This window comes from Chryseolinea serpens, from assembly GCF_900129725.1.
Lineage (GTDB): Bacteria > Bacteroidota > Bacteroidia > Cytophagales > Cyclobacteriaceae > Chryseolinea > Chryseolinea serpens.
Genome location: NZ_FQWQ01000007.1, coordinates 31,876 through 45,085, shown reverse-complemented (window position 1 = coordinate 45,085; position 13,210 = coordinate 31,876). Strand labels below are relative to the sequence as shown.

The following is a 13,210-nucleotide window of genomic DNA, read 5'->3' as shown; positions in this document are numbered from 1 at the left end:
GAAACGATCATGAACACATACTCAAAAACCATAACGGCAGCCGTAACAGCATTCACCTTGTTGCTGTCGTCCTGCAACGATATCCTGGACACGAAGCCGTATCAGCAACTACCGGCGGCCAGCGCTATAACAGACGCGACCAGTGCCAACGCAGCGTTGCTGGGCGCGTATAGCAACGTTCAAAATTATTATTCACTCAACTATCCCACGCTGGGCTTTCTGCCGGCCGACAACGTCAGGTTCAACGGCACGTTGAATCAGTTCCTGCAAACCGATCAGAACGCGCTGACACCCGACAACGTGATCATTACCGGCACATGGACCACCATCTACCAGGCCATTAACTCCGCCAATACGATTATCGATGTTGTGCCTGGATTGACCGACCCGGTGCTGACAGCGTCGGAAAAAAACAAGATCACAGGCGAGGCCTACTTCATCCGGGCCTTAGGCTATTTTGATCTCGGTCGCGGATGGGGTGGCGTGCCGCTGGTGCTGAAGCCCACAAAAACAATCTCCGACGCCCAAGGCATTCGCAGAAGTTCCCTGCCGCAAACCTACGACCAGGTGCTCGCCGACCTGACGAAAGCAGAAGAACTACTGCCCGAAGCAGCAACGCGCAACCGGGCCGTGAAAAAAACGGCGCAAGCTTTACGCGCAAGACTACACTTGTACAGGGAACAATGGGTGGATGCCGAGGCGTTTGCCTCTACGGTGATCGGGAATTCATCCTACGCACTGGTTACGCCCTACAAAGCATTCTTCACGGCTCCCTTTCTCACCAACGAATCTGTATTTGAATTGACGTTCAGCAATGCCGATCCCAACACGATCTGGAACAACTGGTACCCCAGCGCTTTGGGCGGACAGTATAACTTTCAGCCCACGACCGATTTCATCGCTACACTCAATGCCAGAGGCGGCAATCGTTCATCTTTACTGGCGTCTGTCACGACAGGTTCCACCACATCGATCTATGGAAACTTATACAATCGTTCGGGGTTGCGCGATGATCCGGCCTATATCCTTCGCATTGCCGAATTGTATCTGATCCGTGCCGAGGCCCGCGCCCAGCAGGATAAGCTCGATGGGGCGGATGGTGCGCTCGCCGATCTCAATGCCGTGCGCCAACGGGCGGGACTTGCCAACAGCACGGCAGCGACAAAAGCCGAAGTGTTGCTGGCTATCGAAGACGAACGCCGGCTGGAGTTTGCCTTTGAGGCACACCGTTGGTTTGACCTCGTGCGAACCAAACGTGCAGGCGATGTACTGGGAGTGACCGACACACGCAAGTGGCTCTTTCCCATTCCGCTTGTAGACATCGGTGCAGATCCCGATCTTGCCGGAGACCAAAACCCCGGTTATTAACTGCATGACGTATGCCCGTTGTAATGAAGACGGGCATACCATCTTCATCCACCACTAAACTTTATACTCATATTATGAAATCAAAATTATCGCGATCAGGTTTACTGCTGCTGTTGTTTGTGGCCTTCTCGGCGACCGCACAAGACCGGTATTACTTTCCAAAAGGGAATTTTGATCCCGCCATTCCTTCCCCTGAGAAATTCCTGGGCTACCCCATTGGGTCGCACTACACACGCCACGATCGCATCGTTGATTACTTCAAGGAGCTTGACCGGCTTTCAGACAAAGTAACCGTGAAGGAGATTGGAAAAACGTACGAGGAACGGGTGCAAATCATCGCTACCGTGACCTCGCCGGAAAATCACGGAAAGTTGGAAAGTATCCGGCTCGAACATTTAAAGCTTGTTGACCCAAAGGCCGCAGAGCCCGATTATAAAAACCTTCCGGTGTTTGTTCACCTGGGCTATTCCGTTCACGGCAATGAAACCTCCAGCGGCGAGGCGGCCTTGCTCACCTTCTATTACCTGGTGGCATCCCAAGACGAAGAAACCCAAAAGTTTTTGCGCGAAGCCGTGGTGACGTTCGATCCGTCGGTCAACCCCGATGGCCGCGACCGCGCGGCTGCCTGGCACAATCAGAATAAGTCGTTTCCACCCGTCACCGATCCGTTGGATCGCGAGCACACCGAACTGTGGCCCATGGGGAGAACAAATCATTTTCTCTTCGACCTCAATCGCGACTGGCTAGCGGCCGTGCATGTGGAGAGCAAAAACCGGTTGAATTTTTATCATACCTGGTACCCCAACGTTCAAATCGATTTCCATGAAATGGGAACGAACAGCACCTATTATTTTGAACCCTCGAAACCGTATGGCTCCGAGAGTGCCATCATCCCCCGCGAAACATACGACGTCCTGAATGTCAAGCTTGCCAAGTATCACGCAGAAGCCCTCAACAGCGTCGGCTCGTTATACTGGACAAAAGAGCAATTCGATAATCTTTCCGCCATTTATGGATCAACCTATCCCGATTTCCAGGGTGCGGTGGGCATTACGTTTGAAGTGGGAAGTTCACGCGGTTTGGCACAGGAAAGCAACCAGGGTGTTGTGACGTTTCCCTTCACCATACGCAACCACGTGCTCACGGGCATTGCCACGGTTCGGGGTGCCGTTGCGGAAAAAGATATCCTGCTCCGTCACCAACGCAAGTTCTTTAGCTCTGCCCTGGAGGATGCAAAGAAGAATCCAAATAAAGCCTTTGTGTTTGGTAGCAGCGTGGATGAAACCATCAATCAAAAATTCCTGTCCCTTTTGTTAACGCATAAACTCGAAGTATACGAGACCAGTGGAACCACAACGGTGGAAGGCAAACGTTTCGAAAAAGGCAAGTCCTACATCGTGCCCACCGCGCAACCGCATTACCGTATCGTTCATTCTCTGTTCGAGGAAGTGACACACTTTCACGATAGCGTATTCTACGATGTAACGGGCTGGGCAGTGGCACACGGCTATGGCGTTCCGTTTGCCCGCATCAAAGATGCCAATGTTGCTTTGGGCACGCGCGTGACGGCGGTTAAAAAAGTGGAAGGACAAATCGAAAACGGCAAGTCTGACTACGCGTATTTATTGAATTGGTCCGACTACAATGCCTCGAAAGCATTGTATGCCTTACAGCAATATGGGTTATTGACAAAGGTCTCGTTCAAGCCCTTTACCGTCGAGGAGAAAGGGGTTCGTAAAGAATTTCCGCAAGGTACCATTGTCGTGCCCGTGGCATGGCAAAAGATCTCAGCCGACTCTTTGTTCCGGGTAGTGAAGGAAGTGACCACCACGTCAAAGGTCAGCTTCACCGCGGTGTCCACCGGCTTCAATGCGCAGGGAATCGATTTGGGAAGCAACAACATCCGGGCACTGGAGAAACCCGAGGCCGCCCTCCTGGTAGGCCAAGGCACCAACTCCGCTGAGGTAGGTCAGCTTTGGTTCCTGCTCAACAAGCAAGTTGATTTCTCCATCACAAAAATCGACATCAGCAACGCGGCGCGCATTGACTGGACGCGTTACAACGTGCTCGTATTGGTGGGAGGAAACTACAGTGCGCTCGACAAAAATACAGTGGCCAAATTGAAAAGCTGGATCGAACAAGGCAACACGCTGATCACCATTAAAAACGCCAGCGAGTGGGCCGTCAAGCAAGGCCTGGTAACGGAAAAGCTGGTGACGGAATACAAACCCGACACCACGCAAATCAATCGCTTTGATTTCATAAAGAGCAACGAGATTGAAGGTCCCAAATCCATTGAAGGTTCCATATACTCGGCCGACCTCGACATTACGCACCCGTTGGGCTTTGGCTTCGAGAGTCGCAAGCTATATGTCTTTCGCAACGGCAGCACCTTCCTGAAGTCGGGTCGAAGCCCGTATGGCACCGTGGTGAAATATACGGCCAATCCGCTGGTGAGTGGTTATGTTTCCAAGGCAAACCTAAAACGGATTGCCAACAGCGCCTCCGTTGTCGTGAGCAATGCCGGCCGCGGCCGCGTCATCTTGTTTGCCGACGATCCCTACTTCAGAGGCTATTGGTACGGCACGGCACGCCTATTTTTGAACGCGCTGTTTTTCGGCCAGGTGGTTAACAACCCGTCCTTGGAAATATCCGAAGCGGAACATGAAACACACTAGCATGTCTTTTCCTACATATTCATACACATAGCCAAAAGCACAGTCACCTCGGGTACTATGACCTGAGGTGACTTTGTTTTTTTTCGCGAATTTAACTGGCCGCAATACAAACCCAACCTAACCGAAATGCCATGAAAGAAACATTCCTTCTTCTTGTGCTAGCCTTCGCATTAACCATCACCCCCAGCCGAGCCCAGCAAGTGCCTGATTCGGCGTTTGAACCAAAAATTAAATCACCTTCCCATCCACCGGATAAGGGGCCAATATTGTTCATTGATGAGGCACACCATAACTTTCACACGATCGAAACCCGGTATCTGGCTTTTGCCAAAGTGCTGCGACGGGATGGTTATCAAGTGCAACCGAATAAAACTCCCTTTTCTCTTTCGTCACTAAAAAAAGCCTCCGTGCTTGTGATTGCCAATGCCATACATCCTTCGAACGAAACGGTGTGGGCGGAACCCATTCTGCCGGCGTTCACACCGGCGGAAATCGAAGCGGTTAAAAAATGGGTGGACGATGGTGGCTCACTTTTGCTCATTGCGGACCACATGCCCTTTCCTGATGCAGCGACCGACCTTGCAAAGGCATTTGGGTTCACCTTCTACAACGGCTTTGCAACCGACACAACGGCCGGCCTCTACCCCGGCGCAAAACGCGAACTAGACGTTTTCACAGCGAGCAGTGGCGCGTTGGCCAATCACGCGATAACAAAGGGGAAAACGTCCGGCGAACGGGTCGAACGTGTGGCTACGTTCACGGGTCAAGCGTTCCAAATTCCCTCAAGGGCTACTTCTTTGCTTACATTCGACGACCGCTACAAAATATTACTTCCGGACACGGCCTGGAAATTTAATGCTGGCACAAAACGCATTCCCATAAAGGGCTTCTCACAAGGCGCTATACTGGAATACGGCAAAGGCCGGGTGGCTGTGTTTGGCGAAGCGGCAATGTTCACAGCTCAACTGAAGGGGAAAGACAAAGTCCCTTTTGGATTGAACTCGCCTGACGCACAACAGAACCTGCAGTTCTTACTCAACCTTATCCATTGGCTGGACCATAAAGGCAATCCAAAATAATGCCGCTGCCTGAATCTCTGGTGGCCTTTGGCTTTACCTGGATAGATTTCGGCCAGGCATATCCCCCCGCACTTCTACTCCCGTATAAGCCAAACGCCGCGATCAAACTTTTCCAGCAACGTACCCATGTGATCCTGCACCTTCTTAAATTCCTCAGACTGATCTAAGCGCTTGACGTCATCCTCGCGTGCCTGCAGGGAAGGATACTCGCACTCCCAAACCACGAAGGCCTGCGCGGTTGACTCAACGGTTCGCTGCAAAATACGGCCCACCGGCAATCCAAGTTGAGCGCGCACCTGCGACGCGCGCCGGCGTGTCTCCAATACCTCCAGTTCTTTTCCTGGTTTTGGATAGTAATAATTCTGAACCACTATGACTGCGTTGCTTTGAAGTGTGGGCATCGTTTTACAATAGTCGCCGCCCTCACAGGCGGCCGGCACAAATATCTCAGACTTGATTTTCCATTTGTCGTGCTGGTAGTGCCACTTGGCATAGTAGCTACCGCTCACGCGAATGGCCTCGCCGTTTACTGTCCACGTGCCCGTCCATCGGCCATATTCTGCCGCCATATGCCACGAAGAAAACACTTCGATGGTAGCAGGTGTTCGCACGTAGATCAGCTTTTCTTTGCTTCGAAACTCTTGCTGGAAGGCCCGCAAGTTGGCCGGCTTTCCCTGCAGCGACACGCTTCGCGACGTCAGCACGTGGATGTCATCCAGCCAGTATTGGGCAAGCGACGCCGTGTCGTGCCGGGCGATGGCTTCATTGGATTGTTGTCGTTGCTGGCGGACGGCCTGCTCCTCCTGGGGTTGTGCACGTGCCAGCCACGCGAAACCCAAAAGGCATCCGCACACCAGCACCACACGGAGGCGGGCCGTCGGCGACGTGCGAGGTGCAGAACCTGCCCGGCCAACCGGGAGATGATACGTTGATAAGATTCTCATATGCAAAAGACAATTAGTGCTTCATGTGTTTTGGCTTATGTTTTATCCAGGGCCCGTGGCGTCGACACCTTTAGTTGTGATGCAAAGAAGGCGCCGATAAGCAGTTGAATCGCCAGTATGATCAAGGGCACATCGTAGCTACCCGTCCAGGAGATAAGGTAGCCTACCCCCAGCGAGGCAATAGTGCCCCCCAGCAAGCCTGCTGTGTTCATGGCTCCCGTCACTGCGCCGCTCGCTTTTCCCGCCAACTCTATGGCTATCGCCCATGACACGGGCGCCGTTACATCCATGGTGGCCAACCCCAAGGCAAGCATGATCACGGCCGCCACGTTGCTGTCCACGGCAACGCAACCCAACATCAGCAACGCCGACAGGCTAAGGCCAACGACGGGCACCAGCTTCCTGCCCCAGTTCAAACCGATGCGCGACACCAGGTGGTCGCTCAACCAGCCGCCCAGCAAGCATCCGCCGGCAGCCAATAAGAAAGGTAACGCGGCGGAATAGCTGAGATCTTTTTCCGCGATCATTCTTCCGGCCTGCAGGTATTTGGGTAACCAAGAGATAAAGAAGAATACACCACACGCATAGCAATAGTACATGACCAGCAGGAACCAGAAATTTCTGTCTTTCAAATGCACGGTCCAGCGAGGCGCGTCATTTTCCGGTGCGACGTATTGTTGCTGGTCTGTGTTGTCCTGCAGCGGGCTTTCGGATGGATAAAGTCGATGCCAAACCAGCACCCAGGCGAGTCCAACACCACCGAGGACAAAGAAGGTGACGCGCCACCCAAACTGCATTTGCAGGGGAACGATCAACAGCGGCGCCAGCGCACCGCCCAACCGGCTCGCCATCCAGACAAATGCCTGCGCCTTCGCCCGCTCCTGCAGGGGGAACCATTTGCGAATGGCAATGGCCGTGTTCGGATAAGCGCCCGCCTCGCCTGCCCCAAAAATGAATCGCGTGGCAAACAGCGAGACAAATCCAGTAGCAAGACCCGTTAGCGCCGTCAACAGCGACCACGTGGCAACAATCCGGGTAATGATTCTTTTTTCGCCCGAGCGATCGCCCCAAAGTCCCATGGGAATTTCCAACAGCCCATACGACAAGGTGAAGGCCGTAAGGATCCATCCAAATTGACTTTCCGATAAGTGAAGCTCCTCGGTAATGCGATGGCCCGCAATAGAAATAGCGTTGCGATCGAGAAAAGTAAGAACGGAAAGCGACGATAGCAGGATGAGGACGAAGTTCTTTGTACGCATAGGGGATGACTTAGTAATTTCTATTTAGAGCGACAGGCGACAGCGTGGGAAATTCACAACCAGATTGTAAGAATTCAGTTCGGACCTTTAGCCGCCTGTTTTGTGAAATTGCTCCCAGGTTTTCAATATCTCAGGTAAATTTTGGCGGCCAAACCCTATCCTTGCATGTTGACCACCATAGTCAAATTTCTCGGAAGGCAGCATCATGATACCCGTTTTCTGAACTAACCTTTCGGCATATTCAAATGCAGGGGAAGGAATCTTCAACCTGACAAATGCCGTGGAACCCGATTTGGGTATATGAAAGTCTAACAACTCCGGGTTTCTTTCCTGGAATTGCTTAAACGCTTCGATGTTGGTTTTGATCTTCCGGATATTTGCCTGAATGAAATGGTCGCTGTTATTCAGGGCGATCGTAGCAAGGATTTCGCTAGTAGCACTATTGCATATTGTCAGATAGTCTTTAAAGGCTTCTATCCTGCTGAGCAAAGCTGCGTTTTTACTGCTTAACCAGCCCAAGCGAAGCCCTGCCAGCCCGAAAGATTTGGCCATCCCCCATAGGCTCACCGCGTTTTCATACAAATCGCAGGCCGCGGGGATCTGGTCTTTCGGATCATAGATCAAACCGTGATACATTTCATCCGAAAGCAAGACCACATTACGATGACGGGCGATATTGATAATTTCATTCCAGTCCTCGGATGACGGCGAGAACCCGGTAGGGTTATGCGGGAAGTTGACAATAATAAGTTTCGTTCTGGTACTGACCAATTCCTTCAGCTGCGCAGGGTCAAAATACCAGCCGTTGCTTTCTTCTGGTTTCCAAAACGATAACCGGGCCCCTATACTTTCAGCAATCTGGTAAAGGGATTGATATGCCGGTGTCATACAGATCACCTCATCTCCCCTCTCCAGCAGAACATTCATTAGACAGAAGTTCGCTTCACCCGGAGAACTTACCAGGACCTCATCGGGAGTCATTGCCGCATAGTGACCAGCTATAGCCTTCCTTAATGCCGGAGCACCTCTGGTTTCTGTGTAACCCAGTCTCAGGTTAGCCCAACTCTCCTTCTCCTTTTGAGATGCCAGATCAAGTACATACTGTAACGAAAAGCCATCCGGGTCCGAAGCCGATAACAAATATTTAGCCGTGAATTCGTGCTCGGAAAAGTAGCGCTCAATGGCAAAGTCTTTTATTTTCATAGGTAAATCTTTCTTTTGAGGATGGCCATGCTCTGAAGCTAAGGCGAATAACAATGTACGTCGATTTTTACAAAACGGGAATAAGTCGAAATGTCATTTCTTTACAGGCAGGATAACGCCCGGCGGGGAATCATATCGACCGCCGTTAGTCCTTCGGCACGCGACAGATACATCCGTACGGCGGGGCCTATCAATCGATAGACCCCGTAATTATGACAATGAGAAAAAAAATACTACGCGATCATTGATGATACAATTGAGGCGTCGAGAAGGATTCTGGTACCACACTCATACGCAACTTCTCTACTTTTTGACGTGACCAAAAAACGATAAAAAAATCGCGCAAGCCTATATTTAAAAACGTCCATGAATAAATTCACTGTTATTCATGAGGAGATTTGATTTTTACACTCTTGCCGCATGTAATAGCTTTGCCGGTGCGCGTTGAAAGATCGGCTCAAGTGGCGGCTCTGGAATGAAGCGACGCGCCACAAATTAATGATCAATATTCATCACTTAAATTGCGGCATTCTTTCTCCGCCAGGTGTTGGCAGCGTAGCCTGTCATTGCCTTTTGCTCGAGGAAGATGGCCACCTGGCGCTAGTGGATGCCGGGTTCGGGCTTCGGGATATTCAGAGCCCATTGAAACGCATAGGCCAAGATAAAATCGATTTTTATAACATTCGATTTGACGCCCGTCATACCGCAGTACACCAAATCGAAGATATGGGGTTCGTTCCGGCATATGTCAGGGACTGCATCATCACCCACCTGGACTTTGACCACATTGGCGGTCTGGATGATTTTCCCTACTCTACTGTCCATGTTGCCGCGGAGGAATATGCTTCGTTCGCGAGCGGGAATCCAAGATACCTACACCATCAGCTAGGTCATCGTCCCAAACTAGAGCTTTACGAAAAGGGCGCCTGCAAATGGTTCGGAATGGAGGCCCGCAAATTAAAGCTTCCTTTTTCGACAACCGTTTATCTGATTCCGTTATTCGGGCATACCAAAGGGCATTGCGGTGTGGCCATACAACAAAATGAAAATTGGATACTCCATGTAGGGGACGCCTTTTACTTAGAGGCCGAACTTTTTTCAGAAGCTCAAAAGATAGCTGAGGTAGCCTCCAAAAGCGCTGACGATGATCATCAACGGAAATTGTCACTGAAACACCTCATGGATTTATTGGCATCAAACAAACACATCAAAATGCTGAGCTACCACGAGCCTTCCTTTTTTAACCTTGAGGCTGAGCTATCATTCAAATTATAGTCATTAACCAAAATCGATATCCTATGGCTAGTCCGCAGAAAGTAAACCTTGTCGAAAAATTCTCCAAAATCACCGAGTATAGGAGTCCAAAAATCGCCGGAGAGCTAAATCGTCAGCATGTAAAGCTCGTCAAAATGAAGGGTGAATTCATATGGCATCATCATGACGACGAAGATGAACTGTTTCTGGTGGTGAAAGGAAAGTTCTTAATGGAGCTGAGGACCGGGAACATCGAAGTAAATGAGGGCGAGTTCATCGTCATCCCCAGAGGAGTGGAGCATAGACCCGTTGCCACCGAGGAAGCACATATTATCTTGTTCGAGCCCGCCACTACCGTAAATACCGGGAATATCAAAAATGATTACACACGGGACAATCAACAACACATTTAAACCCTATCTCCCGCTGATTGTAAAAAGAAGGCACTATGCCGCAGTCTCTTGGCAAACTGGACGCGCCTAAGCTATGGCATTGCCAAATTCTAAGTGTGCCGCCGGAATTCGGATGGGCTCATTCCAGTTACCTTGGCAAACAGGCGGGAAAAGGACGGCAGATCTTCGTATCCAACGGCATAACAGACTTCCGAAACACTAAGTCTGCCCTTCCTTAATAATTCAGACGCCTTTGCAATACGCTCCTGTTGAATCCATTTTCCAGGAGTCATGGATAGTTCCTCGGCAAATTTGCGAGACAATGATCGGGATGAAACGGCCAGAATTTTAGCAAGACTTCCCAGGGTAAGATTCCGCAGGTGTTCATCGGATATTCTGGTGAGCTGCTTTAAAAACGGAGACGGGTTGTCATCCATCTCATCGCCGTCGTAGGGTGCCTGTGAAGTTCTGGCTGGAGGAAGCACTAAATATTTCCGCGCCTCCCGTTCTTCTTTTGCAAAGCCCATATCGATCAATACGGCCGATATCAGCTCCAGTCCGGAGAAGCCGCCACCACTCGTGTAAAGCCGACCCTGTCGTATCAGTATCCGGGAGGGTTCCCATTTCACCGCGCTAAATTTACTTTGTGCTTTCCTTTTAAGCCACCATGAGATGGTCGCCCTTTTTCCATTCAGCAGACCCGCGTGTGCCAGGAAATAAGATGCCGCGCAGGTTGCTGCGATGACCGCACCCTGTTGCTGAGCTTTTTTAATGAATGGCGCTGCCTTTTGTGCCTCTTCTTCCAATTGGGATAGGTCAGCATTTATTCCACTGCCTAGCCCTGCGAGCAAAACGAATACATCGGCTTTCCGTTTCGCCTTTGTGCTGGAAGGAAATGATATGCCCGACCGGGATTGGGCTTGTGAGGTCCCCGAAACAAATTCATAGGTGAGGGATGCACGAGGGTTTACCTCATTGACCACTTGCAACAGTTCTACTATGGTTGCTGCCATGGCAGAATAAAAGGATGCCGGTAAGTAGACGACAAAATGCATTGGCAATTTTAACACAAACATAGGCAAATATGCCAATGCTTGGTTATTCCGAACGCGCTTATACTTGCATAAAAGTAAACAACAAATATGAACGCAATAATTTTCAATGAAATTGGAAACCCCCAACACGTGCTGAAACTCGCGCAGGTTTCCTTGCCAGATCTCGGCGACAACGACGTGCTTCTGCGGATGGTTACGGCATCGATCAATCCAGGAGATTTCTTATTCATCCAAAACCTATACCCAGAGCCCAAGAAGCCTGTGTTCCCCAATCAGATCGCCGGCAATCACGGTGCGGGAGTTATCGAGCGGGTTGGAAAGAATGTTTCCCTTCCCGTGGGCACCTTCGTGGGCTTCAGTTATTACAACACCTGGGCTGAGTATGCTGTCGTGCCGCAGGAATGGCTAATCCCTTTGCCTGCAAGTTATCCCCTTGAAAAAGCATCTCAACTTGTAAACATCGTATCGGCTTGGGATCTGCTTCGAAAAGCTCAAGTAAAGCCCGGTGATTGGTTAGCATTGACTGCAGGACATTCCACACTTTCTATCATGACCGCGCAATTTGCAAAGGCCCTGGGTGTTCATGTTATTTCCGTGGTGAGACAAAAGGAATCGCGTTATGATTTGCTGTCATTGGGTACGACTGCCGTGATAGAAATCTCCAAACTCAAGGACAATCTCGCAGACATTGTCCTTGACACAACAGCAAATCAGGGTATTCATGGACTCATTGATCACGTGGGCGGTCCTATCACGGGCCAGCTGATTCAATCCATGGCATTCGGCGGACGTGTGATTGTTAACGGCGTGATGAGCGAAGCGTCCTATCCCATTCACAACATGGACATCCTGATGCGAGGACTGGAAATAAGTTCTTACGTTTATCGTTTCTTTTTTGACCCTCCTCAACCCAAAGACCGCGAAGATTTGCCTGAAATGATTCGAGTTTCGGAAAGCGCTTCCTTCCATGTTCCCATGAGCGGTTTCTATGCCCTGGAAGATTATGCCAAAGCCGTCTCCGAGACCATTTTTCAGCCGGCGTTGGGCAAGCGAATCTTCAAGATGTCAGATCTTTAATCCTGATTTGTAGTCGTCGGCACACGATGGCCATGAATTATACAGTCATTTTAACATAGAAATATATGAATCAACTAAAGTATTGCGTTACAACTAAACACTTTATAGGTCAACTGTATGGTTCTGGTGGAGGAAAGTCAGCGTCAATTCGTGCATTAAAACGCGTGCGACGGTTCCGATTCTAAAGAAAGAGGAACATCGATACGCTATAGCTTAAATCGGTCTTATACGTATCCCAATGTTTCGCACGGCTGACGCCCTTGACGATGTAGAGAAAATCACCTTTGCGGGCAAGGCGTACGATCCCCTTCCAGGAATCATCTTTTGACTTGATTTCGAAGACCGGCTTATCCTGACCCGCTTTTGTTTCCTCTGCGGGTATATAGAACTGGGACTGAGGCAGCGCCGATCCGGCACCTTCCTGAAACTTTTTCCAGTTTTCAAGCGCGGACAGCGCGGTATCATACGGGATCCGCTGAACCATCAGCACAGGTTTATCATCGTCTTTCGGTGTTTTCGATACACCAGCAAACGGCAAGTCATCACTCATCATGAATTGCACGGTTTCATAATCGGCGGGCACCTGGATCGCGAAAGCGTTATTTGCTGGCCTAAAGGAATGAAATCGCTGAAGGCTGGCGATAAGGGGGTCTTTCGATTCTTTCCTGGTTAAGTTGTTCTTCAGCGTAACAAGCTGAAATACCGTGAATACACCGAGCACGACAACGATGACAATGGTTTTTGTACGGGTCGTTGATTTTTTTTCAGGTTCCATATTACTCTATTTTTAAAAATGATCGTACTGTATACTCCAACATTAGCAACTTTATTCGGAGGAAATGCAGAAAAGTATTTTAAGGCAGAATCGGCTGTCCGGCATTTTTTCTATTTTTACTGTGCT

Annotated in this window: 11 protein-coding genes; 6 read left to right on the top strand and 5 right to left on the bottom strand. The window is 50.1% G+C overall.

The genetic code is table 11. The annotated features are described in order from the left end of the window. Positions 1 to 9 precede the first annotated feature (9 nt). From BUB30_RS34250 to BUB30_RS34240, 3 genes are all read left to right on the top strand, one after another. Complete coding sequence (locus BUB30_RS34250) at positions 10 to 1,368, top strand: RagB/SusD family nutrient uptake outer membrane protein (RefSeq protein ID WP_073143552.1); 1,359 nt, start codon at positions 10 to 12, stop codon at positions 1,366 to 1,368. 74 nt (positions 1,369 to 1,442) lie between these two features. After that, positions 1,443 to 4,046, top strand: a complete 2,604-nt coding sequence (locus BUB30_RS34245; protein WP_073143550.1) for a M14 family zinc carboxypeptidase — start codon at positions 1,443 to 1,445, stop codon at positions 4,044 to 4,046. Between the two features lie 131 nt (positions 4,047 to 4,177). Then, positions 4,178 to 5,125: a DUF4350 domain-containing protein gene (locus BUB30_RS34240; RefSeq protein WP_073143548.1), complete on the top strand. Its 948-nt coding sequence runs from the start codon at positions 4,178 to 4,180 to the stop codon at positions 5,123 to 5,125. Positions 5,126 to 5,199: 74 nt separating this feature from the next. On the opposite strand, the gene BUB30_RS34235 is transcribed toward BUB30_RS34240, so the two are convergent. The 3 genes from BUB30_RS34235 to BUB30_RS34225 all read right to left on the bottom strand — a co-directional run bounded on the left by BUB30_RS34235 (position 5,200) and on the right by BUB30_RS34225 (position 8,531). Further along, complete coding sequence (locus BUB30_RS34235) at positions 5,200 to 6,069, bottom strand: nuclear transport factor 2 family protein (protein WP_073143547.1); 870 nt, start codon at positions 6,067 to 6,069, stop codon at positions 5,200 to 5,202. Positions 6,070 to 6,104: 35 nt separating this feature from the next. After that, positions 6,105 to 7,328, bottom strand: coding sequence for an MFS transporter (locus BUB30_RS34230; protein WP_073143545.1), 1,224 nt, complete (start codon positions 7,326 to 7,328; stop codon positions 6,105 to 6,107). A gap of 87 nt (positions 7,329 to 7,415) precedes the next feature. Next, a complete protein-coding gene (locus tag BUB30_RS34225) occupies positions 7,416 to 8,531 on the bottom strand; it encodes an aminotransferase class I/II-fold pyridoxal phosphate-dependent enzyme (protein ID WP_073143544.1) in 1,116 nt (371 codons plus the stop codon). Between the two features lie 444 nt (positions 8,532 to 8,975). Here BUB30_RS34225 and BUB30_RS34220 point away from each other — a divergent pair, with 444 nt between their 5' ends. Both BUB30_RS34220 and BUB30_RS34215 read left to right on the top strand, forming a co-directional pair. Then, positions 8,976 to 9,806, top strand: a complete 831-nt coding sequence (locus tag BUB30_RS34220; RefSeq protein WP_143165198.1) for an MBL fold metallo-hydrolase — start codon at positions 8,976 to 8,978, stop codon at positions 9,804 to 9,806. A 23-nt stretch (positions 9,807 to 9,829) separates the two neighbouring features. Then, the gene (locus tag BUB30_RS34215; protein ID WP_073143542.1) at positions 9,830 to 10,198 is read left to right on the top strand and encodes a cupin domain-containing protein; all 369 of its coding nucleotides are present in this window, start codon (positions 9,830 to 9,832) and stop codon (positions 10,196 to 10,198) included. A gap of 89 nt (positions 10,199 to 10,287) precedes the next feature. Here the strand turns inward: BUB30_RS34215 and BUB30_RS34210 are convergent, their stop codons facing one another. After that, positions 10,288 to 11,190 (bottom strand): GlxA family transcriptional regulator, encoded by a 903-nt coding sequence (locus BUB30_RS34210; RefSeq protein WP_178377255.1) that lies wholly within the window; start codon positions 11,188 to 11,190, stop codon positions 10,288 to 10,290. A 129-nt stretch (positions 11,191 to 11,319) separates the two neighbouring features. Between BUB30_RS34210 and BUB30_RS34205 the strand changes: the two genes are divergently transcribed. Next, on the top strand, positions 11,320 to 12,309 hold the full coding sequence (locus tag BUB30_RS34205; protein ID WP_073143539.1) for a quinone oxidoreductase family protein: 990 nt from the start codon (positions 11,320 to 11,322) through the stop codon (positions 12,307 to 12,309). 181 nt (positions 12,310 to 12,490) lie between these two features. Here the strand turns inward: BUB30_RS34205 and BUB30_RS34200 are convergent, their stop codons facing one another. Next, on the bottom strand, positions 12,491 to 13,084 hold the full coding sequence (locus BUB30_RS34200; RefSeq protein ID WP_073143537.1) for a hypothetical protein: 594 nt from the start codon (positions 13,082 to 13,084) through the stop codon (positions 12,491 to 12,493). Positions 13,085 to 13,210 lie beyond the last annotated feature (126 nt).

What these genes read in the sequence shown, in the direction of transcription:
- BUB30_RS34210 (WP_178377255.1), bottom strand. Translation starts at nt 11,190, where the DNA reads ATGGCAGCAACCATAGTAGAACTGTTGCAAGTGGTCAATGAGGTAAAC.
- BUB30_RS34235 (WP_073143547.1), bottom strand. Translation starts at nt 6,069, where the DNA reads ATGAGAATCTTATCAACGTATCATCTCCCGGTTGGCCGGGCAGGTTCT.
- BUB30_RS34250 (WP_073143552.1), top strand. Translation starts at nt 10, where the DNA reads ATGAACACATACTCAAAAACCATAACGGCAGCCGTAACAGCATTCACC.
- BUB30_RS34240 (WP_073143548.1), top strand. Translation starts at nt 4,178, where the DNA reads ATGAAAGAAACATTCCTTCTTCTTGTGCTAGCCTTCGCATTAACCATC.
- BUB30_RS34215 (WP_073143542.1), top strand. Translation starts at nt 9,830, where the DNA reads ATGGCTAGTCCGCAGAAAGTAAACCTTGTCGAAAAATTCTCCAAAATC.
- BUB30_RS34200 (WP_073143537.1), bottom strand. Translation starts at nt 13,084, where the DNA reads ATGGAACCTGAAAAAAAATCAACGACCCGTACAAAAACCATTGTCATC.
- BUB30_RS34205 (WP_073143539.1), top strand. Translation starts at nt 11,320, where the DNA reads ATGAACGCAATAATTTTCAATGAAATTGGAAACCCCCAACACGTGCTG.
- BUB30_RS34230 (WP_073143545.1), bottom strand. Translation starts at nt 7,328, where the DNA reads ATGCGTACAAAGAACTTCGTCCTCATCCTGCTATCGTCGCTTTCCGTT.
- BUB30_RS34225 (WP_073143544.1), bottom strand. Translation starts at nt 8,531, where the DNA reads ATGAAAATAAAAGACTTTGCCATTGAGCGCTACTTTTCCGAGCACGAA.
- BUB30_RS34245 (WP_073143550.1), top strand. Translation starts at nt 1,443, where the DNA reads ATGAAATCAAAATTATCGCGATCAGGTTTACTGCTGCTGTTGTTTGTG.